25 protein-coding genes and 1 pseudogene are annotated in these 24,132 nt (G+C 60.2%); 13 read left to right on the top strand and 13 right to left on the bottom strand.

Translation table 11 applies throughout. The features are described from left to right. Positions 1-63 precede the first annotated feature (63 nt). From BLU01_RS13820 to dadA, 5 genes are all read right to left on the bottom strand, one after another. Positions 64-474, bottom strand: a complete 411-nt coding sequence (locus BLU01_RS13820; RefSeq protein ID WP_092276231.1) for a c-type cytochrome — start codon at positions 472-474, stop codon at positions 64-66. Positions 475-655: 181 nt separating this feature from the next. Further along, the gene (locus BLU01_RS13815) at positions 656-1,204 is read right to left on the bottom strand and encodes a cupin domain-containing protein (RefSeq protein WP_092276228.1); all 549 of its coding nucleotides are present in this window, start codon (positions 1,202-1,204) and stop codon (positions 656-658) included. A 128-nt stretch (positions 1,205-1,332) separates the two neighbouring features. Continuing rightward, entirely contained in the window at positions 1,333-2,409 is a 1,077-nt protein-coding gene (gene alr / locus BLU01_RS13810) for an alanine racemase (RefSeq protein WP_092276226.1), read from the bottom strand. A gap of 95 nt (positions 2,410-2,504) precedes the next feature. Further along, positions 2,505-2,858, bottom strand: a complete 354-nt coding sequence (locus BLU01_RS13805) for a RidA family protein (protein ID WP_092276223.1) — start codon at positions 2,856-2,858, stop codon at positions 2,505-2,507. Further along, positions 2,830-4,134, bottom strand: coding sequence for a D-amino acid dehydrogenase (gene dadA, locus BLU01_RS13800; protein ID WP_092276220.1), 1,305 nt, complete (start codon positions 4,132-4,134; stop codon positions 2,830-2,832). Before dadA ends, BLU01_RS13805 begins: the two co-directional genes overlap by 29 nt. 170 nt (positions 4,135-4,304) lie before the next feature. Here dadA and BLU01_RS13795 point away from each other — a divergent pair, with 170 nt between their 5' ends. Further along, positions 4,305-4,793: an Lrp/AsnC ligand binding domain-containing protein gene (locus BLU01_RS13795; RefSeq protein ID WP_010465173.1), complete on the top strand. Its 489-nt coding sequence runs from the start codon at positions 4,305-4,307 to the stop codon at positions 4,791-4,793. A gap of 123 nt (positions 4,794-4,916) precedes the next feature. On the opposite strand, the gene BLU01_RS13790 is transcribed toward BLU01_RS13795, so the two are convergent. Beyond that, entirely contained in the window at positions 4,917-5,270 is a 354-nt protein-coding gene (locus BLU01_RS13790) for a YkgJ family cysteine cluster protein (RefSeq protein ID WP_007947437.1), read from the bottom strand. A gap of 147 nt (positions 5,271-5,417) precedes the next feature. Here BLU01_RS13790 and BLU01_RS13785 point away from each other — a divergent pair, with 147 nt between their 5' ends. Next, entirely contained in the window at positions 5,418-6,710 is a 1,293-nt protein-coding gene (locus BLU01_RS13785) for an NAD(P)/FAD-dependent oxidoreductase (RefSeq protein ID WP_092276217.1), read from the top strand. A 119-nt stretch (positions 6,711-6,829) separates the two neighbouring features. Here BLU01_RS13785 and BLU01_RS13780 read toward each other — a convergent pair whose 3' ends face one another. Further along, a complete protein-coding gene (locus BLU01_RS13780) occupies positions 6,830-7,075 on the bottom strand; it encodes a DUF1127 domain-containing protein (RefSeq protein WP_092276214.1) in 246 nt (81 codons plus the stop codon). A 178-nt stretch (positions 7,076-7,253) separates the two neighbouring features. Between BLU01_RS13780 and BLU01_RS13775 the strand changes: the two genes are divergently transcribed. Both BLU01_RS13775 and BLU01_RS13770 read left to right on the top strand, forming a co-directional pair. After that, a complete protein-coding gene (locus BLU01_RS13775; RefSeq protein WP_092276210.1) occupies positions 7,254-8,687 on the top strand; it encodes an aminotransferase-like domain-containing protein in 1,434 nt (477 codons plus the stop codon). Positions 8,688-8,746: 59 nt separating this feature from the next. Beyond that, entirely contained in the window at positions 8,747-10,315 is a 1,569-nt protein-coding gene (locus BLU01_RS13770; RefSeq protein WP_092276207.1) for a phospholipase D family protein, read from the top strand. Between the two features lie 184 nt (positions 10,316-10,499). On the opposite strand, the gene BLU01_RS13765 is transcribed toward BLU01_RS13770, so the two are convergent. Together BLU01_RS13765 and BLU01_RS13760 are read right to left on the bottom strand one after the other, a co-directional pair. Next, positions 10,500-11,645 (bottom strand): MFS transporter, encoded by a 1,146-nt coding sequence (locus tag BLU01_RS13765; protein WP_092276204.1) that lies wholly within the window; start codon positions 11,643-11,645, stop codon positions 10,500-10,502. Between the two features lie 256 nt (positions 11,646-11,901). Continuing rightward, a complete protein-coding gene (locus BLU01_RS13760; RefSeq protein WP_092276201.1) occupies positions 11,902-13,395 on the bottom strand; it encodes an aldehyde dehydrogenase in 1,494 nt (497 codons plus the stop codon). Between the two features lie 236 nt (positions 13,396-13,631). Between BLU01_RS13760 and BLU01_RS13755 the strand changes: the two genes are divergently transcribed. Next, positions 13,632-13,994, top strand: coding sequence for a cupin domain-containing protein (locus BLU01_RS13755; RefSeq protein ID WP_092276198.1), 363 nt, complete (start codon positions 13,632-13,634; stop codon positions 13,992-13,994). Positions 13,995-14,184: 190 nt separating this feature from the next. Here BLU01_RS13755 and rpmG read toward each other — a convergent pair whose 3' ends face one another. Together rpmG and rpmB are read right to left on the bottom strand one after the other, a co-directional pair. Then, positions 14,185-14,340, bottom strand: coding sequence for a 50S ribosomal protein L33 (gene rpmG, locus BLU01_RS13750; RefSeq protein ID WP_007894709.1), 156 nt, complete (start codon positions 14,338-14,340; stop codon positions 14,185-14,187). Positions 14,341-14,351: 11 nt separating this feature from the next. Further along, positions 14,352-14,585, bottom strand: a complete 234-nt coding sequence (gene rpmB / locus BLU01_RS13745; RefSeq protein ID WP_007894701.1) for a 50S ribosomal protein L28 — start codon at positions 14,583-14,585, stop codon at positions 14,352-14,354. 446 nt (positions 14,586-15,031) lie between these two features. Here rpmB and BLU01_RS13740 point away from each other — a divergent pair, with 446 nt between their 5' ends. Next, a complete protein-coding gene (locus BLU01_RS13740; RefSeq protein WP_092276194.1) occupies positions 15,032-16,618 on the top strand; it encodes an ABC transporter substrate-binding protein in 1,587 nt (528 codons plus the stop codon). Positions 16,619-16,803: 185 nt separating this feature from the next. Here BLU01_RS13740 and radC read toward each other — a convergent pair whose 3' ends face one another. Then, positions 16,804-17,478, bottom strand: coding sequence for a RadC family protein (radC, locus tag BLU01_RS13735; protein ID WP_092276191.1), 675 nt, complete (start codon positions 17,476-17,478; stop codon positions 16,804-16,806). Between the two features lie 136 nt (positions 17,479-17,614). Here radC and coaBC point away from each other — a divergent pair, with 136 nt between their 5' ends. The 7 genes and pseudogenes from coaBC to BLU01_RS13700 all read left to right on the top strand — a co-directional run bounded on the left by coaBC (position 17,615) and on the right by BLU01_RS13700 (position 23,296). Further along, positions 17,615-18,823 carry a bifunctional phosphopantothenoylcysteine decarboxylase/phosphopantothenate--cysteine ligase CoaBC gene (gene coaBC / locus BLU01_RS13730; RefSeq protein ID WP_092276189.1) on the top strand — a complete coding sequence of 403 codons (1,209 nt, stop codon included), beginning with the start codon at positions 17,615-17,617 and terminating at the stop codon, positions 18,821-18,823. A gap of 5 nt (positions 18,824-18,828) precedes the next feature. Then, positions 18,829-19,284, top strand: coding sequence for a dUTP diphosphatase (gene dut, locus BLU01_RS13725; RefSeq protein ID WP_092276186.1), 456 nt, complete (start codon positions 18,829-18,831; stop codon positions 19,282-19,284). Between the two features lie 340 nt (positions 19,285-19,624). After that, a pseudogene (locus tag BLU01_RS13720) lies at positions 19,625-21,001 on the top strand (phosphomannomutase/phosphoglucomutase); the annotation flags it as partial. 25 nt (positions 21,002-21,026) lie between these two features. Next, on the top strand, positions 21,027-21,932 hold the full coding sequence (gene argB / locus BLU01_RS13715) for an acetylglutamate kinase (RefSeq protein ID WP_092276181.1): 906 nt from the start codon (positions 21,027-21,029) through the stop codon (positions 21,930-21,932). A gap of 192 nt (positions 21,933-22,124) precedes the next feature. Next, positions 22,125-22,337, top strand: a complete 213-nt coding sequence (locus tag BLU01_RS13710) for a hypothetical protein (protein WP_092276178.1) — start codon at positions 22,125-22,127, stop codon at positions 22,335-22,337. Between the two features lie 16 nt (positions 22,338-22,353). After that, a complete protein-coding gene (locus BLU01_RS13705; RefSeq protein WP_092276175.1) occupies positions 22,354-22,926 on the top strand; it encodes a hypothetical protein in 573 nt (190 codons plus the stop codon). Further along, positions 22,913-23,296: a hypothetical protein gene (locus BLU01_RS13700; protein ID WP_092276172.1), complete on the top strand. Its 384-nt coding sequence runs from the start codon at positions 22,913-22,915 to the stop codon at positions 23,294-23,296. Before BLU01_RS13705 ends, BLU01_RS13700 begins: the two co-directional genes overlap by 14 nt. 114 nt (positions 23,297-23,410) lie before the next feature. Here BLU01_RS13700 and pyrE read toward each other — a convergent pair whose 3' ends face one another. Then, positions 23,411-24,055, bottom strand: coding sequence for an orotate phosphoribosyltransferase (gene pyrE, locus BLU01_RS13695; protein ID WP_092276169.1), 645 nt, complete (start codon positions 24,053-24,055; stop codon positions 23,411-23,413). Between the last annotated feature and the right edge of the window lie 77 nt (positions 24,056-24,132).

The following is a 24,132-nucleotide window of genomic DNA, read 5'->3' as shown; positions in this document are numbered from 1 at the left end:
AACAGAATCGCGGGCACAAAAAAGCCGCTGGTGAGCGGCTTTTTCGTGACAGATGCGGGCGTGTTACAGGCCGGACATCTCTTTGATTGCGCCTTTGAGCTCGTCATCGGAGCAATCGGCGCAAGTGCCTTTTGGCGGCATCGCGTTGATGCCGGTAATGGCTTTGGCCAGGATGCCGTCGAGGCCGCCCTGGTGATCGGCGCGTTCTTTCCAGGCCGCTGTGTCACCGATTTTCGGTGCGCCCAACAGGCCAGTGCCGTGGCAAGCATTGCAATGTTTTGCAATAACATCTTTCGGCGTTTTGGCGCCGCCGCCACCGGCCGCAACGGCCACTTCCATCCCTTTGCACTCTTGACCCGTTACACAGACCTGGCCGACAGGCGCAAGGCGTTTGGCAATGTCATCGGTAGTCGCAGCTTGTGCGCTGACAGCCCATAGGGCCAGTACGGTTGCTGGTGCAGCCAGCATTTTCATAATTAGGTTCACGCGTTCACCCTCAATGGTGGCTATTCACGCCCGCGGCCACGGTTCGCAGGCGGGCGCAAGTATAACGGCAAGCCCGCCACACTGAAACAACCCCAAAGTCGAAGGGGTCTTGTTGTGTGGGGTAAAACCCTTCGGGCGCCTTCGCGATGCTGGCCGGGCGCCTCTTCTGTCAGAAATTCGCTGGAGTGGCTGCGCTGATTAGTCGCGCCGGCGCATCGAACGGATTCCGGAAACGGTGCGGCTTGGTACTTTCAAAGTAGTAGCTGTCGCCAGCTTCGAGCACAAAAGTTTCGCCGCCGACCACCAGTTCCAGCCGACCTTCGACCAGAATCCCGGTTTCCTCGCCCTCATGCGTAAGCATTTCGTCGCCGGTGTCGGCGCCGGGCGGGTAAATTTCATTGAGGAACGCGATGGCCCGGCTCGGGTGGGCTCGGCCGACCAGTTTCATGGTCACGGCGCCATCGGAAATATCGATCAGCTCGTTAGCTTTGTAGACGATCTGAGTCGGTTTTTCCTGCAGGATTTCTTCGGAAAAGAACTCGACCATGGACATGGGAATCCCGCCCAACACTTTGCGCAGCGAGCTGATCGAGGGGCTGACGCTGTTTTTCTCGATCATCGAAATGGTGCTGTTGGTGACACCCGCGCGTTTGGCGAGCTCACGCTGCGAAAGACCTTTGAGCTTACGGATGGATTGCAGTCGTTCACCGACGTCCAATGCTGGAGCCTCCAGGGATTCAGGTTGTAGAAAATTTGAGCGTTATCATGGCGACAGCGTTCAGTATTTACAACACTTTGGCCTGAATCCTGTTCAGCGAGGCGACTTCCGGCGCGGCCTGTTTTGCCTCAAGCCCCGGAATAGAGCAGCGGCACCCGGCGCAGGTTGCAGAAGATCTGATAAGGAATCGTGTCGGCGGCCAACGCCACTTCGCTGGCCAGCACGTTTTTGCCCCACAACTCGACGGTCGACCCGAGGCCGGCATGCGGCACATCGGTCAAATCGATGCAGAGCATGTCCATCGACACCCGTCCGAGCAGTTGGCTGCGCTGGCCGGCGACCATTACCGGCGTGCCGGTCGGCGCATGACGCGGGTAGCCGTCGGCATAACCCATGGCGACCACACCGATGCGCATCGGCTTCTGCGTAATGAATCTCGCGCCGTAGCCCACCGGCTCGCCGGCCGGCAGTTCACGCACGCAGATCACTTTTGATTCGAGGGTCATCACCGGTTGCAGGCGCGAGGCCACGGCGTTGGCTTCTTCGAACGGCGTGGCGCCGTAGAGCATGATCCCCGGGCGCACCCAATCCCTGGAGATTTGCGGCCAACCGAGCACGGCTGGCGAGTTGCGCAGGCTGACCTCGGCGGCCAGGCCCTGCCGCGCCGCTTCAAACACCGCAACCTGCTCGGCGCTGGCCTGAGCGTGCAATTCATCGGCGCGGGCGAAGTGGCTCATCAAGACGATTTTCGCCACTTTGCCGCTGGCCAGCAGCCGTTGATAGGCCGCCTGGTAGTCCTTGGGATGTAAACCGACCCGGTGCATGCCCGAATCGAGCTTGAGCCACACCGTGATCGGTTTGCTCAGCGCCGCTTGCTCGATCGCTTCGAGTTGCCACAGCGAATGCACCACGCACCAGAAGTCGTGCTCGACAATCAGCGCCAACTCTTCAGCTTCAAAAAAACCTTCGAGCAACAACACCGGCGCGCGAATCCCCGCCGCGCGCAGCTCCAGCGCCTCTTCAATGCACGCCACCGCAAAGCCGTCGGCCTCGGCTTCCAGCGCTTGGGCGCAACGCACCGCGCCGTGGCCGTAGGCATCAGCCTTGATCACCGCGAGGGCCTTGGCGCCCGCCGTGACTTCACGGGCGATTTGGTAGTTGTGACGCAGGGCTTGAAGGTCGATCAGGGCACGGGCAGGACGCATGGCGGCAGACTTCTAGGCGGTCATGGGAATAAAAACCGGCGCTGGCTGACGGCGTGAACCGCCAACAGCACCGGGAGAGGGATCGTTACAAGCGGTTAAGGCAGTGCGGCAACCACTGACAGCTCAACCAGAATTTCCGGTTCGCACAGCTTCGATTCGACGGTGGCACGGGTCGGGGCGACGCCTTTTGGCAGCCACTGGTCCCACACCGCGTTCATGCCGGCGAAATCTGCATCGATGTCTTTCAGGTAAATCGTCACCGACAGCAAATGGTTTTTGTCGGTGCCGGCCAGATCAAGCAAACGCTCGATGTTGCTCAGGGTTTCGCGGGTCTGCTGTTCAATCCCGGCGCTCATGTCATCGCCAACCTGCCCGGCCAGGTACACCGTACCGTTGTGGGCGACGATCTGACTCATGCGTTCATTGGTGAGCTGGCGCTGGATTGCCATGTTTTGCGGACTCCTGGATTTTGCTGCCGTAACGGGAAATATCGAGGCCTTCGGCGCTGATCTGCGGGGTTTTCTTCGCCATCAAATCCGCCAGCAAACGCCCGGAACCACAGGCCATGGTCCAACCGAGCGTGCCGTGGCCAGTGTTCAGGAACAGGTTGCTGAACGGCGTCGCGCCAACGATCGGCGTGCCGTCCGGGGTGGTCGGGCGCAGGCCGGTCCAGAAACTCGCCTGGGCCAGATCGCCGCCCTGAGGATAAAGGTCGTTGACGATCATCTCCAGGGTTTCGCGCCGACGCGGGTTCAGCGACAGGTCAAAACCGGCGATCTCGGCCATGCCGCCAACGCGAATGCGGTTGTCGAAACGGGTGATCGCGACTTTGTAGGTCTCGTCGAGAATGGTCGAAGTCGGGGCCATCGCCGGGTTGGTGATCGGCACGGTCAGCGAGTAACCCTTGAGCGGGTAAACCGGCGCTTTGATGCCCAGCGGCTTGAGCAGTTGCGGCGAATAACTGCCGAGCGCGAGAACGTAGCGGTCAGCGGTTTCGAGCTTGCCGTCGATCCACACACCGTTGATGCGATCGCCGGCGTAATCGAGTTTCTGAATGTCTTGGTCGAAACGGAATTCCACGCCCAGTTTCACGGCCATTTCGGCCAGGCGCGTGGTGAAGATCTGGCAGTCGCCAGTCTGGTCGTTCGGCAGGCGCAGGGCACCGGCGAGGATATCGGTGACGCTGGCCAGCGCCGGTTCAACGCGAGCAATACCGGCGCGGTCGAGCAGTTCGAACGGCACCCCGGAAGCTTTCAGTACAGCAATGTCTTTGGCGGCGTTGTCGAGCTGCGCCTGGGTGCGGAACAGTTGCGTGGTCCCCAGGCTGCGGCCTTCGTAGGCGATGCCGGTTTCGGCGCGCAATTCGTCGAGGCAGTCGCGGCTGTACTCGGACAGACGGACCATGCGCTCCTTGTTCACCGCATAGCGGTTGGCGGTGCAGTTACGCAGCATCTGCGCCATCCACAGGTATTGGTCGATGTCGGCGGTGGCCTTGATCGCCAATGGCGCGTGGCGTTGCAGCAGCCATTTGATCGCTTTGAGCGGCACGCCCGGCGCGGCCCACGGCGAGGCGTAACCCGGCGAGACCTGCCCGGCGTTGGCGAAACTGGTCTCCATGGCAGCGGCCGGCTGCCGGTCCACGACCACCACTTCAAATCCGGCACGGGCCAGATAGTAAGCACTGGCGGTACCGATGACGCCGCTACCCAAGACCATAACGCGCATTTTTATTTCCCTCATCGCGGCGGACCGCTGACGTGTGTTGTGCAGATCAATGTGAGCAAACCGATGATATGCGCAGTTTAAAAAAGATCAGCCAGTGCTTTTCACTATATAAGTGCCTATATTTGGCGACAATTCTCGGCAAAAACCCTTTTCACGGAGGCGCATCCCCTATGCGTACCAACACTCAGACCAAACGTGAGCTGGACAAGATCGACCGCAACATCTTGCGGATCCTGCAAGCGGACGGGCGCATTTCCTTTACCGAGCTGGGGGAAAAGGTCGGCCTCTCGACCACGCCGTGCACCGAGCGTGTGCGTCGGCTGGAGCGCGAAGGGATCATCATGGGCTACAACGCCCGGCTCAATCCGCAGCATTTGAAGGGTAGCTTGCTGGTGTTCGTCGAGATCAGTCTCGACTACAAATCCGGCGACACTTTCGAAGAGTTCCGACGCGCGGTGCTGAAGCTGCCGCACGTGCTGGAGTGCCATTTGGTCTCAGGGGATTTCGACTATCTGGTGAAAGCGCGGATTTCCGAGATGGCGTCTTACCGCAAATTGCTCGGCGACATCCTGCTGAAACTGCCGCATGTGCGCGAATCGAAGAGCTATATCGTGATGGAAGAAGTCAAAGAGAGCCTGTGCCTGCCGATCCCGGATTGAGATCAAGACGGCTGGGCGCACGCCATCGCGAGCAAGCTCGCTCCCACAAGGACAGCGCGGCACCTGTGGGAGCGAGCGTGCTCGCGATGGGGTCGACCCGGTCAATTCGCAGGAACGCGACCGCTAGACCAACACCTGCCGCGTCGACGCCATGTACTCATGAATCTGCTTCTCCACCCGCGGATGGATCAGCTCCACCGGCCCGCGCCCGTTGGGGCATGGCAGGGTTTTGGTGGTGCCGAACAACCGGCAGATCAGCGGTCGCTCGTCGTACACGGTGCAGCCGTTTGGCCCCAGGTGTACGCAGTTCAGCTCATCCATCGCCGCGTCCTGCTCGGCGCGGGTCTTGCGCGGCAGGCGCGACATTTCTTCCGGCGAGGTGGTCACCGGGCCGCAGCAGTCATGGCAGCCAGGCACGCACTCGAACGAGGGGATCTGCTGGCGCAAGGTGCGAATTTTCTGACTGTTGCAACTCATCGAAGCGCTGACCAAAAGCGAAATAGAGCGCGAGTCTGACGCATCCGGCCCGATCCATACAGCCGCAACCGACCAGTGTTGCCCGCGCCGGAAGGTCCGGCTTATCCTCCGTCGACTTTTTCAAACACGATAATCAGGAACCCACGCATGAATGCCCCTGCCCGGCACACCGCCTCTTATTACGCCGCCAGCAGCCTGCCGCAGCCCGATCAACCGGTGCTGCAAGGCGAGTTGATTGCCGATGTGTGCGTGGTCGGCGGCGGGTTCTCCGGGTTGAACACGGCGCTCGAACTGGCCGAGCGTGGCCTCAGCGTAGTGCTGCTCGAAGCGCACAAGATCGGCTGGGGCGCCAGCGGCCGCAACGGCGGGCAGCTGATTCGTGGCGTCGGCCATGGCCTCGATCAGTTCGCCAACGTCATCGGCGCCGACGGCGTGCGGCAGATGAAACTCATGGGCCTGGAAGCGGTGGAAATCGTCCGCCAGCGCGTCGAGCGTTTCCAGATACCGTGCGACCTGACCTGGGGTTATTGCGATCTGGCGAACAAACCCCGCGACCTCGAAGGGTTTGCCGAGGACGCCGAAGAACTGCGCAGCCTCGGATATCGCTACGAAACGCGCTTGCTGCAAGCCCATGAAATGCACTCGGTGGTGGGCTCGGATCGTTACGTCGGCGGTTTGATCGATATGGGTTCCGGGCATTTGCACCCGCTGAACCTGGCGCTCGGCGAAGCGGCCGCCGCGCAGCAACTGGGGGTCAAACTGTTCGAACACTCGGCGGTCACCCGCATCAATTACGGCCGCGAAGTGAAGGTGCAGACCGCCCAGGGGTCGGTGCGCGCCAAGACGTTGGTACTCGGTTGCAACGCTTACCTGCAAGACCTCAACCCCGAACTCAGCGGCAAAGTGCTGCCGGCCGGCAGTTACATCATCGCCACCGAGCCGTTGAGCGAGGAACAGGCGCATAACCTGTTGCCGCAGAACATGGCGGTGTGTGATCAACGGGTCGCGCTGGATTATTACCGGCTCTCGGCGGACCGGCGTTTGCTGTTCGGCGGCGCCTGCCATTACTCGGGGCGCGACCCGAAAGACATCGCCGCGTACATGCGGCCGAAGATGCTCGAGGTATTCCCGCAACTGGCCGGGGTGAAAATCGATTATCAGTGGGGCGGGATGATTGGCATCGGCGCCAATCGCTTGCCGCAGATCGGCCGGCTCAAGGATCAGCCGAATGTGTATTACGCCCAGGCGTATTCCGGGCACGGGGTGAATGCCACGCACCTGGCCGGCAAGCTGCTCGCCGAAGCAATCAGCGGCCAGCACAGCGGCGGCTTTGACCTGTTTGCGCAGGTGCCGCACATCACCTTCCCCGGCGGCAAGCATTTGCGCTCACCGTTGCTGGCGTTGGGGATGTTGTGGCATCGGTTGAAAGAGTTGGTTTGAGAGATTTTTGGCGTTTGTAAGGACGCCTTCGCGGGCAAGCCTCGCTCCTACAGGTATCCAGCGCATAACCTGTAGGAGCGAGGCTTGCCCGCGAATGGACCTGAAGAACACCACAGACTTCAAATCCGCCAAAACGGCTTCAGCCCCTCCTCCAGCGCTTGCTCCCGGCTCAAGCCAACATCGCGCAACTGTTCGGTCGTCAGGTTCAGCAACGCCTTGCGTGTACGCAAACGCCGCCAGAACAGATGCCAGCGACTCAGGCAGGACGGCGCATTGCGCATCGCCGCCGCGCGGGTGCCGTTTTCCTGCCCTGCCGCCAGTTCCTGACTGTGTAACGTCAGCCGCACATCGCTCAAGCCGTTCATTTTGATTGCTCCTGTTTACTTGGGTAGCCAGAGCTTTCATGATGCGCGGACGTCGAAAAGCATTACAGATTCAAAGCAACTGTATTAATTCCATACAGATTGACCGTTCAGGCTCTGAATCACGTATTTAAAGCTGATCTGTACTGGTTAACCGCATCATCCGCGCCGAGGCTGCACCATGACTCTCTACGTCAATCTCGCCGAATTGCTCGGCACGCGTATCGAACAGGGCTTCTATCGCCCCGGCGACCGGTTGCCGTCGGTGCGGGCCTTGAGCGTGGAACACGGGGTCAGCCTGAGCACCGTGCAACAGGCTTATCGGGTGCTCGAAGACAGTGGCTTGGCGACGCCGAAACCGAAATCCGGCTATTTCGTACCGGTTGGCCGCGAGTTGCCGGAGCTGCCCGCCATCGGCCGCCCGGCGCAACGCCCGGTGGATATTTCGCAGTGGGATCAGGTGCTCGAATTGATCCGCGCCGTGCCTCGCAAAGACACCGTGCAACTCGGTCGCGGCATGCCGGACATCACCACGCCGACCATGAAACCGTTGCTGCGCGGGCTGGCGCAGATCAGTCGGCGCCAAGACATGCCCGGCCTGTATTACGACAACATCCACGGCAACCTCGACCTGCGCGAACAGATCGCCCGGCTGATGCTCGATTCCGGCTGCCAATTGAGCGCCGCCGACCTGGTGATCACCACCGGTTGCCACGAAGCGCTGTCCACCAGCATTCGCTCGATTTGCGCGCCGGGCGACATCGTCGCGGTGGACTCGCCGAGCTTTCACGGCGCCATGCAAACCCTCAAGGGCCTGGGCATGAAAGCCCTGGAAATTCCCACCGACCCGCTCACCGGCATCAGCCTCGACGCATTGGAACTGGCACTCGAACAATGGCCGATCAAAGCCATTCAACTGACGCCCAACTGCAACAACCCGCTGGGCTACATCATGCCCGAGGGGCGCAAACGCGCCTTGTTGAACCTGGCGCAGCGTTTTGACGTGGCGATCATCGAGGACGATGTGTATGGCGAATTGGCCTACAACTACCCGCGCCCACGGACGATCAAATCCTTCGATGAAGACGGCCGCGTCCTGCTTTGCAGCTCGTTTTCCAAAACCCTGGCCCCAGGGCTGCGGATTGGCTGGGTAGCGCCGGGCCGCTATCTGGAACGGGTGCTGCACATGAAATACATCAGCACCGGCTCCACCGCGCCGCAACCGCAGATCGCGATTGCCGAATTCCTCAAGGGCGGCCACTTCGAGCCGCATCTACGGCGGATGCGCAGCCAATATCAGCGCAATCGTGACTTGATGATCGACTGGGTCAGCCGTTATTTTCCGGCCGGCACACGCGCCAGTCGCCCGCAGGGCAGCTTCATGTTGTGGGTCGAGTTGCCGGAAGGTTTCGACACCTTGAAACTGAATCGGGCGCTGCACGACCAAGGCGTACAGATTGCCGTCGGGAGCATTTTTTCCGCCTCGGGCAAATACCGCAATTGCCTGCGAATGAACTACGCTGCCAAACCGACGCCGCAGATCGAAGACGCCGTGCGCAAGGTCGGCGCGGCGGCGATCAAGTTGCTGGCCGAAACAGATTTCACCAGCGACTGACCTTTCTCGGAAAACCGGCATCCTATGCCGACAACCGCCGCCACTCGGAACGATCCTACGTGAGAGCCAGACCACCGCTGTACGTGCTTTTGTTACTCACCGCGCTCCTTGGCGGTTGCGCCAGCATCAGCGCCCCGCGCGAGCCGAGCTCAGCGCTGCCGGCAGCCGATTCGGCGTTTGGCCGCTCGATCCAGGCCCAAGCGGCGCCGCATCAAGGGCAATCCGGCTTTCGCCTGTTGTCCAACAGCACCGAAGCCTTCATGGCCCGCGCCGAGCTGATCCGCAACGCCCAGACCAGCCTCGACTTGCAGTACTACATCGTCCACGACGGCATCAGCACGCGGATGCTCGTTGAGGAATTGCTCAAGGCTGCCGACCGTGGCGTGCGCGTGCGCATCCTGCTCGACGACACCACCAGCGACGGCCTCGACCAGATCATCGCGACGCTGGCCGCACATCCGCAGATCCAGATTCGTCTGTTCAACCCATTGCACCTGGGCCGCGCCACCGGCGTGACGCGGGCCATGGGCCGTTTGTTTGACCTGTCGCTGCAACATCGGCGCATGCACAACAAGCTGTGGCTGGCCGACAACAGCGTCGCCATCGTCGGTGGACGCAACTTGGGCGATGAGTATTTCGACGCCGAGCCGAACCTGAATTTCACTGACATCGACATGCTCAGCGTCGGCCCGGTCGCCGAGCAGCTCGGGCACAGTTTCGACCAGTACTGGAACAGTGCGCTGAGCAAGCCGATCGACGATTTCCTCAGCAGCAAACCAACCGCCAAGGACCTGCAAGAGACCCGCGCGCGGCTGGAGCAATCTCTGCAAGAGACGCGCAAGCAGAACCACGCGCTGTATCAGCAATTGATGATTTACGACAAACACCCGCGCCTGGATATCTGGCGCAGCGAGTTGATCTGGGCCTGGAACCAGGCACTGTGGGACGCGCCGAGCAAGGTGTTATCCAAGGGCGAACCCGATCCGCAATTGCTGCTGACCACGCAACTGGCACCGGAACTGACCGGGGTCAGCAAAGAGCTGATCATGATTTCGGCGTATTTCGTTCCGGGGCAACCGGGGCTGGTTTACCTCACCGGGCGCGCCGACGCGGGCGTGACCGTGAGTTTGCTCACCAATTCGCTGGAAGCCACCGACGTGCCGGCGGTGCACGGCGGGTATGCGCCGTATCGCAAAGCGTTGCTGGAGCACGGGGTGAAGTTGTTCGAGTTGCGTCGCCAGCCGGGTGAAGGTGGCGGCAGTGGCCCGAACCTGTTCCGACGCTCGGCGTATCAAGGCTCGGATTCGAGTTTGCACAGCAAAGCGATGATTTTCGACCAGAAGAAATCGTTTATCGGCTCGTTCAATTTCGACCCGCGTTCGGTGCTGTGGAATACCGAAGTCGGGGTGCTGGTGGACAGCCCGGAACTCGCCGCGCACGTGCGTGAACTGGCACTGCAAGGCATGGCGCCGCCGCTCAGTTACGAGGCGAAACTGCAGGATGGAAAAGTGGTTTGGGTGACCGAGGACGACGGCAAAATGCACATGTTGAGCAAAGAGCCGGGCAGTCTGTGGCGGCGGTTTAACGCATGGTTCAGCACCACCGTCGGCTTGGAGCGGATGTTGTAGTCAAGCTTTACTGATCAATTGTGGCGAGGGGGCTTGCCCCCGCTGGGCTGCGAACCAGCCCCAACGTTGACGACACAAATCTACCCGTTATGTCGCGTTGGATGGTTTTACGACTGCTGCGCAGCCGAACGGGGGCAAGCCCCCTCGCCACACAAGCTCGCTCCCACAGGTTTTGTGTTCAGTTTCAGGCAGGTTCGGCCACTGCGCCAAACGCACCTTGGCGCATCAGCAATATCACCAACCCAAACGCCCCCGCCGCCATCAGCAAGGGCAACGCGTGTCCGCTGATCCACTGGCTGCCCGCCCCGGCCGCCAACGGCCCGACGAGGCAACCGATGCCCCACAGCTGCGCGATGTGCGCATTGGCCCGCACCAGCGCGTCGTCGCGATAGCGCTCGCCGATCAAGATCAGCGACAAGGTAAACAACCCGCCAGCGCTCGCGCCGAACAACACCCACAGCGGCCAGATCAGCAACGTGTCGAGCAGCAGCGGAATCGCCAGGCTCGACACCAGCAGCACCACTGCGCAAGCGGTGAACAGACTGCGCCGCGACACCCGATCCGCCAGCGCGCCAATCGGCAATTGCAGCAACGCATCGCCGACCACCACTGTGCTGACCATCGCCAAAGCAATCTCGGCAGTGAACCCCTGGCGCAGGCAATACACCGGCAGCAGCGTCAGGATCATCGCCTCGAACGCGGCGAACAGCGACACCGCCCAGGCAATCGCCGGCAAGCCTCGGCAGAACGTCCACAAGTCACCAAACGTCACGCTGCTCGCTTCACTGGCCGGCGCGCCGCTGCGCCCGAGCAACAGCAATGGCGCAGAAATCAGCAAACCGACGCCGACCCAGAAACCGTAATCGTGATCAGTGCCCAAGGCCCCCAGCAACAACGGCCCGCCGAGTTGGCTCAACGCGTAACTGCTGCCGTACAGCGCCACCAAACGGCCACGCCACTGCTCGACCACCAACTGATTGATCCAGCTTTCGCCGAGGATAAACACCAACGTAAGGATCACGCCGATCATCAGCCGCAGCAGCAGCCAGATCGGGTAACTCGGCAACAGCGCGAGCAAACCGATGGACACCGCCCCGGCCCACAGGCACAAACGCATCAGGTTAGCGGTGCCGAAACGCGCCGCCAGATGGCTGGAGATCTTCGCCCCGACCAACACCCCAATCGCCGGCATGGCGGCCATGACGCCAATCGCGAACGAGCCATAACCCCAGCTCTCGAGGCGAAACGACACCAGCGGCATGCTCACGCCGAGGGCCAGGCCAACGCTCAAGACAGACGCCAACACGGCGAAATAAGTCGCCCAACGCATGTTCCACGCTCCTGTGGATATTTTTATATTCAGCACAAAACAATGTGGGAGCGAGCCTTGGTGGCGAGGGGATTTATCCCCGTTGGGTCGCGCAGCGGCCCCAAAACCTGCAACAACGGAGTATCAGATACACCGCGCGCATGGGCTCTGCGACTGCTCCGCAGCCGAACGGGGATAAATCCCCTCGCCACAAAGGCTTGCTCCCACAGGGATTTCTGTATTCGGGAGCCTGACTTGGCAGGCCCCCGTTACCGACTTACAACTTGATCCAGGTCGCCTTCAGTTCGGTGTATTTGTCGAACGCGTGCAGCGATTTATCGCGACCGTTGCCCGACTGCTTGAAGCCACCGAACGGTGCGGTCATGTCGCCGCCGTCGTACTGGTTGACCCAAACGCTACCGGCGCGCAGTGCCTTGGCGGTCAGGTGCGCCTTGGAGATGTCCTTGGTCCACACCGCTGCGGCCAGGCCATACGGCGTGTCGTTGGCGATCTGGATGGCTTCTTCGGCGGAGTCGAAAGCAATCACCGACAACACTGGGCCGAAGATTTCTTCCTGAGCGATTTTCATCGCGTTGTTCACGCCGTCGAAAATCGTCGGCTCAACGTAGGTACCACCGGTTTCCTGCAAGATGCGCTTGCCGCCCGCGACCAGTTTGGCGCCGTCGGTGTGGCCGGATTCGATGTAGGACAGCACGGTGTTCATCTGCTGCGTGTCCACCAGCGCGCCGACGTTGGTCGCCGGGTCCAGCGGGTTGCCCGGCTTCCAGGTTTTCAGTGCTTCGATCACCATCGGCAGGAAGGTGTCCTTGATCGAACGCTCGACCAGCAGGCGCGAACCGGCGGTGCAGACTTCGCCCTGGTTGAAGGCGATGGCGCTGGCGGCGGATTCGGCGGCGGCTTGCAGGTCCGGCGCATCGGCAAAGACGATGTTCGGGCTCTTGCCGCCGGCTTCGAGCCAGACGCGTTTCATGTTCGATTCGCCGGAGTAGATCAACAATTGCTTGGCGATTTTGGTCGAACCGGTGAACACCAAGGTGTCGACGTCGTTGTGCAGGGCCAAAGCCTTGCCGACGGTGTGGCCGTAGCCCGGCAGGACGTTGAGCACGCCTTTTGGAATACCGGCCTCAACGGCCAGCGCGGCGATGCGAATGGCGGTCAGCGGCGATTTTTCCGACGGCTTGAGGATCACCGAGTTACCGGTGGACAGCGCCGGCCCGAGTTTCCAGCAGGCCATCATCAACGGGAAGTTCCACGGCACGATGGCGCCAACCACGCCCACCGGCTCGCGGGTCACCAAACCCAGTTGATCGTGTGGTGTCGCGGCGACTTCGTCATAAATCTTGTCGATCGCCTCACCGCTCCAGCTCAGCGCTTGCGCCGCGCCGGGAATGTCGATGTACAGCGAATCGCTGATCGGCTTGCCCATGTCCAGGGTTTCGAGCAGCGCCAGTTCTTCGGCGTGCTGCTTGAGCAGGCCGGCGAAACGGATCATCGCGGCTTTGCGTTTGGTCGGAGCGAGGCGCGACCAGACGCCGGAATTGAAAGTAGCGCGGGCGTTTTCCACAGCGCGCTGGGCGTCGGCGGCGTCACAGCTGGCAATCTTGCCGAGCAGACGGCCATCGACCGGGCTGATGCACTCGAAGGTCTCGCTGGAGACGGCGTCGGTGTATTCGCCATTGATGTAGGCGCGGCCTTCGATCTTCAGATCGCGAGCGCGTTGCTCCCAATCGGCACGAGTCAGGGTGGTCATTCGGGTGTCCTCCTCTTGTTGAATACGAGTGCCCCGCGTTTGTTCGCGAGTGCTTTCAGGAATTCCGCCCGGCCAGCCGACTTTCGGCTCAGGGCACCCGCCACCCTAAACCAGTGACCGGGGTTGTTTCAATATATTTGACATAAGGCAGGTAAACGGCCTTGCGGTGTTCATTTTAATAAACATAGACTTTGGCCTTTCCAGCCATCGCGCCGCAATCACGGGGGATTACAACAATGAATATCGAGAACGTGGTCGACTTCAGCCAAGCCAAAACCGAACCGGAACGTTATCGACCGGACGAGGCGAAAATTCTCAAGGGCGATCCCGAACAAGTGGTTTACAACCACTACAACAGCCCTTGCGGCCAGTTGAATGCCGGCGTCTGGGAAGGCGCGGTGGGCCAGTGGCTGGTGAACTTCACCGAACATGAATATTGCGAGATCGTGCAGGGCGTTTCGGTGCTGCGCGATAACGACGGCAACAGTAAAACCGTGCGCGCGGGCGATCGCTTCGTGATTCCGGCGGGTTTTCGCGGTACGTGGGAAGTGCTGGAAGCGTGCCGCAAGATTTATGTGGCGTTTGAGCAGAAGGGCTGAGGGTTTGGGGACTTTGGTTGTCTGGGCCGGCCTCTTCGCGGGCAAGCCTCGCTCCTACAGGACGGACGCGATCCCTGTAGGAGCGAGGCTTGCCCGCGAAGGCGTCCTGACAGGCAACACATAACCCGCAGGCAACAAAAAAGGCCCGTATCTCGCGATACGGGCCTTTTTCGTAAGTCGGAAAAATCAATTACTTGATTTTGCCTTCTTTGTAGATCACGTGCTTGCGAACAACCGGATCAAATTTCTTGATCTCGATTTTGTCCGGCGTAGTGCGCTTGTTCTTGTCGGTAGTGTAGAAGTGACCAGTACCGGCGCTCGAAATCAAACGAATCAATTCACGCATGATTAGCTCCCTTAGATCTTGCCAGCTTTGCGGATTTCGGCCAGCACGACAGTGATGCCACGCTTGTCGATGATACGCATGCCTTTGGCAGATACGCGCAGACGCACAAAACGTTTCTCTTCTTCAACCCAGAAGCGGTGATGCTGCAGGTTCGGCAGGAAACGACGACGGGTTTTGTTGTTTGCGTGGGAAATGTTATTCCCAGTCACCGGACCCTTACCGGTAACTTGACATACTCTCGACATGCCTCAGCCCTCTAAAACCACATGCCCAACCCGGCATGGGTTGGCCGCTTAATCTCTCAGTCATTTGGCGCCAGGCGCCGCGTTTCTTTAGAGGTCTTACCGGCTACACCTACAGTGAAGGAACCGGGCCCCTAGAAAAGAGCGCTGCTTTATACCAGAAAGACCTCGAAGCAACAACATTCAGTGTGCGAAGAATTCACAAAAAGCCCATTTTCCGGGCTGTGAGCGCCTTGGATAAAGGCTATCGTCGATGGCGACCGCTCGTCGCAGAGCCTCCACCAACACCTCAACCCAAGACCCTTACCAACCCTCACACACAAAAATCTGGCGCCTATAGTCGCCCCAAAATGAAAAAGGGGATAGTCATTTGCAAAAGAGCCCTCTAGGGTAGGCCTTTTCCAGACTGCACTTGCAGATGGGCAATCGATCTGTGAAGGAATCTGACCATGCGCCTCGCTGCCCTACCGCTGCTGCTCGCCCCTCTGCTGCTGAGCCCGCTGGCCCACGCTGCGGCCCTGACCGTTTGCACCGAGGCCAGCCCCGAAGGCTTCGACGTGGTGCAATACAACTCGCTGACCACCACTAATGCCTCGGCCGATGTGCTGATGAACCGCCTGGTGGATTTCGATACCGCCAGCGGCAAAGTGGTCGCCAGCCTCGCCGACAGCTGGGAAGTCTCGCCCGACGGCCTGACCTACGTGTTCAAACTGCATCCAAAGGTCAAATTCCAAAAAACCGACTACTTCAGCCCGACCCGCGAGTTGAGCGCCGAAGACGTCAAATTCAGCTTCGACCGCATGCTCGACCCGGCGCACCCGTGGCACAAAGTCGCCCAGAGCGGCTTCCCGCACGCGCAGTCAATGCAGTTGCCGGCGCTGATCAAGAAGATCGACGCGCTTGACCCGCTGACCGTGCGCTTCACCCTCGATCATCCGGATTCGACCTTCCTCGCGACGTTGAGCATGGGTTTCGCCTCGATCTATTCCGCCGAATACGCCGACAAACTGTTGAAGGCCGGCACACCGGAAAAGCTCAACAGCCAGCCGATCGGCAGTGGCCCGTTCGTATTTACGCGGTTCCAGAAAGACGCGGTGATTCGCTACAAGGCCAATCCCGACTACTTCGGCGGCAAGCCATCAGTCGACCCGCTGATCTTCGCCATTACGCCGGACGCCAACGTGCGTTTGCAGAAATTGCGCCGCAACGAATGCCAGATTGCGCTCTCGCCCAAGCCGCTCGACGTACAAGCCGCGCTGAAAGAGCCGACGCTGAAAGTCGAAAAGACTGACGCGTTCATGACCGCATTCGTCGGCATCAATACTCAGCATCCGCCGCTGGACAAACCGGAAGTGCGCCAGGCGATCAACCTCGCGTTCGACAAGGCCAACTACATCAAAGCCGTGTTCGAAGACACCGCCCAACCGGCGAACGGCCCTTACCCGCCGAACACCTGGAGCTACGCGAAGAACCTGCCCGGCTACGCGCACGACGTGGAAAAAGCCAAGGCATTGATGGCCAAGGCCGGGCTCAAGGAAGGTTTCCAGACGACTATCTGGACCCGCCCTTCCGGCAGTTTGCTGAACCCGAACCCAAGCCTCGGCGCGCAGATGTTGCAGTCGGATCTGGCCGCCATCGGTATTCAAGCGGAGATCCGCGTGATTGAGTGGGGCGAGTTGATTCGTCGCGCCAAGGCTGGCGAGCATGACTTGCTGTTCATGGGCTGGGCTGGCGATAACGGCGACCCGGACAACTTCCTCACGCCGCAGTTTTCCTGCGCGGCGGTCAAGTCCGGCACCAACTTCGCGCGCTACTGCAATCAGGACCTGGACAAGCTGATCAGCGCCGGCAAAACCACCAGCGAACAAGGCGTGCGCACCAAACTCTACGAGCAGGCGCAAACACAGATCCAGCAACAGGCGTTGTGGCTGCCGCTGGCGCACCCGACGGCGTTCGCGCTGACGCGCAAGGACGTGCAGGGTTATCAAGTCAGCCCGTTCGGCCGCCAGGATTATTCCAAGGTCAACATCAAATAGTCCGACCCGACACAAAACCTGTGGGAGCGAGCTTGCTCGCTCCCATGAGTTGGGCGCAGATTTTGTGTTCACCGCAGATCAATTGTAGGAGTGAGCCTGCTCGCGATGGCGCCGTATCAGCCAACGATCCAGTGACTGAAAGAATGCAATCGCGAGCAGGCTCGCTCCTACAGGGTGTCCCTGCGTTACATCCAGCCGTACTCAGCCATCGACAGCGGCTCCCCGTCGCCGACGATGAAATGGTCGAGCACCCGCACGTCGATCAATTCCAGCGCCTCTTGCAGGCGTCTGGTGAGCATTCGATCTGCCTGACTCGGCTCGGGGTTACCAGAGGGGTGGTTGTGGCACAGGATCAGCGCGGCGGCGTTGTGCGCCAATGCGCGCTTGACCACTTGTCGCGGGTAGACGCTGGTGGTGTCGATGGAGCCGCGAAACAGCGTTTCGAAGGCCAGCACGCGGTGCTTGGAGTCCAGAAACAGGCAGCCGAACACCTCGTGGGGCTCGTGGCGCAGCATGGATTTCAGATAATCGCGCACGGCCACTGGGCTCTCCAGCACCGAATCCCGCCGCAAGCGCTCGGCCAAATGTCGCCGGGCCATTTCGAGCACCGCTTGCAGCTGCGCAAATTTCGCCGGGCCGAGGCCGAGATGCCCACTGAAGGTACGCAGATCAGCCTCCAGCAAAGTGCGCAAACTGCCAAATTGACTCAACAGGTGCCTGGCCAGATCCACCGCGCTTTTGCCCGAGACGCCAGTGCGCAGAAAAATGGCCAGCAGCTCAGCATCCGAAAGACTCGCCGAACCCTGCTCAAGTAGCTTCTCCCGCGGCCGTTCCGCCGCCGGCCAATCACGAATACTCATAACACCTCCCTGGTCTGTGGGCGCCGCTGTTCCGTAGCGGTCGCTGTGATATCGTAGCCCATCTTTTTTGCGGGCGAATTAATCCCTGGGGAGGGGGTTTCGCCATGCAGTCATCAACGAAATGAAAGGCAGACCTATGCAGCGGCTGTATCGGAAACGCATCGTTCTGGGCGTCGGCGGCGGCATTGCTGCCTACAAGAGTGCCGACCTGGTCCGCCGCTTGATCGACCAGGGCGCCGAAGTGCGCGTGGTCATGACCCGTGGCGGCAGCGAGTTCATTACCCCGCTGACCATGCAGGCCTTGTCCGGGCACCCGGTTCACCTGGACCTGCTGGACCCCGCAGCCGAAGCGGCGATGGGCCACATCGAGCTGGCCAAATGGGCTGACCTGGTGCTGATCGCGCCAGCCACCGCCGACCTGATCGCCCGCCTCGCCCAAGGTATTGCCGACGATTTGCTGACCACGCTGGTGCTGGCCACCGATGCGGTGGTGGCCGTCGCGCCGGCAATGAACCAGGCGATGTGGCGCGATCCGGCGACCCAAGCCAACCTGCAAACCCTTGAATCGCGCGGCCTCAAGACTTTCGGCCCAGCCTCCGGCAGCCAGGCCTGCGGCGACGTCGGCATGGGCCGCATGATGGAAGCCACCGACCTCGCGCAGTGCGCTGCGGACTGCTTCCAGCGTCAGGCGCTGACCGGCAAACACGTGCTGATCACCGCCGGCCCGACCCAGGAAAACATCGACCCGGTGCGCTACATCACCAACCACAGCTCGGGGAAAATGGGTTTTGCCCTCGCCGAAGCGGCGGTTGAAGCCGGCGCCCGCGTGACGTTGATCACCGGCCCGGTGCACTTGCCGACGCCGGATCGCGTGACGCGCATCGACGTGGTCAGCGCTCGCGACATGCTCGCCGCGTGTGAATCGGCGATCCCCTGCGACCTGTTTATCGCCTCGGCGGCGGTCGCGGACTACCGCCCGGAAGTCGTCGCACCACAGAAACTCAAGAAAGATCCTACGAACGGCGACGGCTTGTTGCTACAAATGGTGCGCAACCCGGACATCCTGGCCACCATCGCCACGCGCCCCGACCGTCCGTTCAGCGTCGGTTTCGCCGCCGAAACCGAACACCTGCTCGATTACGCTGCACGCAAGTTGAAAGACAAGAATCTGGATTTGATCGTCGCCAACGACGTGGCGAATCCGAGCATTGGCTTCAACAGCGAAGAAAACGCCTGCAGCGTGATCGACCGTGAACTGCACGCCACACTTTTCGCCCAGACCAGCAAGAGCAAAATCGCTCGCCAGCTGATCACTTTTATCGCCGACCGTCTGAACCAGGTTTAATTTACATGCACGCTTTGCAAGCCAAGATCCTCGACCCACGCATCGGCAGTGAATTCCCGCTGCCGCAGTACGCCACGCCAGGCTCCGCCGGCCTCGACCTGCGCGCCATGCTGGAAAAAGACACCGTGATCAAGCCGGGCGAAACCCTGCTGATCCCTACCGGCCTGTCGGTTTACATCGGCGATCCGGGCCTGGCGGCGCTGATCCTGCCGCGCTCCGGCCTCGGCCACAAACACGGCATCGTGCTGGGCAATCTGGTCGGTTTGATCGACTCCGATTACCAGGGCCCGCTGATGGTTTCGTGCTGGAACCGCAGCGACAAGGACTTCACCCTCGAAGTGGGCGAACGTCTGGCGCAGTTGGTGTTGGTGCCGGTGGTTCAGGCGCACTTCGAAATGGTTGAAGAGTTCGTCGAAACCGAACGCGGCGCCGGTGGTTTCGGGCATTCCGGTAGCCACTGATCGGACGAAAACCACTGTGGGAGCGAGCTTGCTCGCGATGACGGCCACACATTCGACAAAGGTGTCGCCTGCCAGTCCGCTATCGCGAGCAAGCTCGCTCCCACAGGTTCTCGTACTGCAAATTGCACAGCTGTCATCTGGAAGGTTTACCACTGAAAATCAAGGGATTGGCCGGCAAAATACCGGCTAATGCGACGATCATGGCCTTTTCGCACCACGAACTCTCTGTGGAAAATGCCGTCATACCCTTCAGTTTGAGCCAGCCCAAGCGTCAATCGCTGGCCGGTCCAGTCACTTTCGAAATGGAGCATTTCCACAGATGAGCAGTCCAGCCCAAGTTGCACCCAAGTTCCCCGACAGCATTTTCCGCGCCTACGATATTCGCGGCACCGTCCCGGAATTTCTCAACGGCGAAACCGCTTATTGGCTCGGCCGCGCGATCGGCGCCCAGAGCCTTGCCCAGGACGAACCGAATGTTGCCGTTGGCCGCGACGGTCGCCTGTCCGGCCCGGAATTGGTCGAACGCCTGATCCAGGGCCTGGCCGACAGCGGCTGCCACGTCAGCGACGTCGGCCTGGTGCCAACACCGGCGCTGTATTACGCCGCCAACGTACTGGCCGGCAAATCCGGCGTGATGTTGACCGGCAGCCACAACCCGTCGAACTACAACGGTTTCAAGATCGTCATCGCTGGCGACACCTTGGCCAACGAACAGATCCAGGCCCTGCACGAACGCCTCAAGACCAACAACTTGAGCAGCGGCAAGGGCAGCATCACCAAGGTCGAAATCCTCGATCGCTACAACACCGAAATCGTCCAGGACATCAAACTGGCCCGTCGCCTCAAAGTCGTGGTCGACTGCGGTAACGGCGCGGCCGGCGTGATCGCCCCGCAATTGATCGAAGCGCTGAACTGCGAAGTGATCCCGCTGTTCTGCGAGGTCGACGGCAACTTCCCGAACCATCACCCGGACCCAGGCAAGCCTGAAAACCTCGTCGACCTGATCGCCAAGGTCAAGGAAACCAACGCCGACCTGGGCCTGGCCTTCGACGGCGACGGCGACCGTGTTGGCGTCGTTACCAACACCGGCAGTATCGTCTACCCGGACCGCTTGCTGATGCTGTTCGCCCGTGACGTACTGGCGCGCAACGCCGACGCGGAAATCATCTTCGACGTCAAATGCACCCGTCGCCTGACGCCGCTGATCAAGGAATACGGCGGTCGCCCACTAATGTGGAAGACCGGTCACTCGTTGATCAAAAAGAAAATGAAACAAACCGGCGCGCTGTTGGCCGGCGAAATGAGCGGGCACATCTTCTTCAAGGAGCGCTGGTTCGGTTTCGACGACGGCATCTACAGCGCCGCGCGTTTGCTGGAGATCCTCAGCAAGGAAAAATCCACCGCCGAAGAGCTGTTCGCGACCTTCCCGAACGATATTTCTACGCCTGAAATCAATATCAATGTGACCGAAGAGAGCAAATTCAGCATCATTGATGCTCTGCACGACGCGAAGTGGGGCGAAGGCGCCGACCTGACCACCATCGACGGCGTGCGAGTCGACTACGCCAAAGGCTGGGGCCTGGTGCGCGCGTCCAACACCACACCGGTGCTGGTACTGCGTTTCGAGGCCGATGACGAGGCTGAATTGCAGCGCATCAAGGATGTGTTCAAAGTCCAGTTGAAGCGCGTTGCACCTGATCTCCAACTACCGTTTTGATCTTCTGATTCACCCGGAGCCCTGAATGACCCTCGAACGCGAAGCCGCCGCCAACACCGCCAAGGTCCTGTCCGAAGCACTGCCTTACATTCGCCGCTACGTCGGCAAGACGCTGGTGATCAAATACGGCGGCAACGCGATGGAAAGCGAGGAGCTGAAAACCGGCTTCGCCCGCGACATCGTGCTGATGAAAGCCGTGGGCATCAACCCGGTGGTGGTTCACGGTGGCGGCCCGCAAATCGGCGACTTGCTCAAGCGTCTGTCGATCGAGAGCCACTTCATCGATGGCATGCGCGTGACTGACGCGCAGACCATGGACGTGGTGGAAATGGTCCTCGGCGGCCAGGTCAACAAGGACATCGTCAACCTGATCAACCGTCATGGCGGCAGCGCCATCGGCCTGACCGGTAAAGATGCGGAGCTGATCCGTGCGAAAAAACTCACCGTGACCCGCCAGACGCCGGAGATGACCCAACCGGAAATCATCGACATCGGTCAGGTCGGCGAAGTGGTCGGGATCAACACCGATTTGCTGAACCTGCTGGTCAGAGGCGATTTCATCCCGGTGATCGCGCCAATCGGCGTCGGCGCCAACGGCGAGTCGTACAACATCAACGCTGACCTGGTGGCCGGTAAAGTGGCGGAAGCGCTGAAAGCTGAAAAGCTCATGCTGCTGACCAACATCGCCGGCCTGATGGACAAGCAAGGCACGGTCCTCACCGGCCTGACCACCCAGCAAGTTGACGAATTGATCGCCGATGGCACGATCTACGGCGGCATGCTGCCGAAGATCCGTTGCGCGCTGGAAGCGGTTCAGGGCGGCGTCGGCAGCTCGCTGATCATCGATGGCCGGGTACCGAACGCGATTCTGCTGGAGATCTTCACCGATACCGGCGTGGGTACGTTGATCAGTAACCGCAAGCGTCCTTGATTCAGTAACGCCAAAAGATCGCAGCTTTCGTCAGTGCCTACAGGGTTTTCCGATAACCCTGTAGGACCTGGCGAAAGCTGCGATCTTTTTTTGCCTGCGGGAAACGTCTGACCTGATTCAGCGAAACGTCTGACATATCGCCCGGTACTAGTCCGCATAGGATCTTCCCTGAATCCACAGGAGATCTTCCCGATGCAAAAAGACCATGTTCCTTACGGCAGCGATATCTCGGCAGGCCGTTATGCTTGCGCAGACTGCGGCCATGAGTATTCGGCCCCGTCGAGAACGTCGATGCCGCCCTGCCCGTATTACCAACCGAGCACCCATTCTCTGAACGGCTGGAAGGTCCTCAGCGGCCAAGGCGATGCCGTGGAAGATCCGTACCCAAATAATGCCAACAAGTGATCTCGGGAGGCTCAGCATGCAGATCTCGTTCACGATCGACGCTCAGGCTTTCGAGCAGGAGCAAAAGGAGCCGGTCAAAAAGACCCTGAAGATTTCCGACGGCGAAATCGCTCATGCCTTACAACGGATCGCCAAGGCAAGCCTCACTGAGTACCTGAAAATGCTGGTCGAAGGCGGGATGCCGAGTCGGGCCGATGAAGCGAAACAGGATCGTTTGCTGTACTTGATCCAAAGCTACTTCGGCCAGACCTTGCCGACCGAATCGCAGATTTCGACGATTTTTCAGTTGACCCAGAGCCAAAGCAAAACCCTGCTGAAAAACACGGTTTCGCGCTTTCGCAATCAGCTCGACGAGATCTTGCAGCACAGCATGCAAACGGTCATCGAGTCTGCGGAGCACGCACAGACGGTGTATCTGGTAGTCATCAGCTCGGACGTCATCCGTGATGAGCTGAACATGCTGATCACGCAAAACGAGCCGACCTTCAAACCCATCACCAAACGCAAAGGCAGTGCTGGGCAGTTCGAAATCAGCGAGGATTCCCACGCGCTGTTGTGCCAGACGCTGGGCCTGAATGCCGTTCAGTGACATTGTCGCGGTCAGCGGCTTGCTGCTGACCCTGACCACTTTCATGTTCAACCTGGCGTGGCCAAGGCTGCATGAGGCGCTGGAACTGGATGAAAATCAGTCGGGGGAACTGGCCAGAAAGCGCAGCAGGGGCAAGGTGCGTGATGTTTTGCTCGCCTGCGCATTGCCTATGACATGCGCTTTTTCGGCGTTGTTTTACGTTAACTTACCTGCCGCCGTAAGGATCATCAGCTCCAGCACACTGGACCTGTGGGACTTCGACGTGGACCGAACGCTCTACGTGTCAGTCGTCCTGGCATTGCTGGTATTTGCGCTATTCAACCCGTGGTTGGCACTGAAACTCGTACGGAAATGGCAAAGACTGCACTAACGACGCACTCCTTGTAGGAGCGAGGCTTGCCCGCGAAAGCGGTGTATCAGCCAACGAAGATGTTGGATGTTATGGCCTCATCGCGAGCAAGCTCGCTCCCACAAGGGAATGCGGTCAGACGCCGAATTGCGCGCGGTAGGCTTCTACGGCGGGCAGGTGCTGCTTGAGCTGCGGGTCATCGGCGAGGAATTCCAGCACCTGATTCAGCGAGACAATGCTGATCACTGGGATACCGAAGTCGCGCTCCACTTCCTGGATTGCCGACAACTCGCCGTTGCCGCGCTCTTGACGATTGAGGGCGATCAGCACGCCCGCAGCCTTGGCGCCATCCTGAGTCGCGATGATCTGCATCACTTCACGAATCGCAGTGCCGGCGGTGATGACGTCGTCGATGATCAGCACTTCGCCGCTCAGCGGTGCGCCGACCAGGCTGCCGCCTTCGCCGTGGGCCTTGGCTTCTTTACGATTGAAACACCATGGCAGATCACGCTCGTGATGCTCGGCCAGCGCCACGGCAGTGGTCGCCGCCAAAGGAATACCTTTGTACGCTGGGCCAAACAGCACATCGAAGGAAATACCGCTTTCAACAATGGCTGCCGCGTAGAAACGACCCAGCTGCGCAAGGGCCAAACCGCTGTTGAACAGACCGGCGTTGAAGAAGTAAGGACTGGTGCGCCCGGACTTCAGGGTGAACTCACCGAAGCGCAAAACGCCGCGATCGATGGCAAAACGAATGAAATCGCGCTGATACGCTTGCATGAAAAAAACCCCAAATACCACGGATTTAGCTAATTAGGTTGACGCCGTGTATCATACACGCACGCGATTTTTGGGGC

This window comes from Pseudomonas prosekii (assembly GCF_900105155.1).
GTDB classification, from domain to species: domain Bacteria; phylum Pseudomonadota; class Gammaproteobacteria; order Pseudomonadales; family Pseudomonadaceae; genus Aquipseudomonas; species Aquipseudomonas prosekii.
This window is presented reverse-complemented; position numbering and strand designations above follow the sequence as displayed.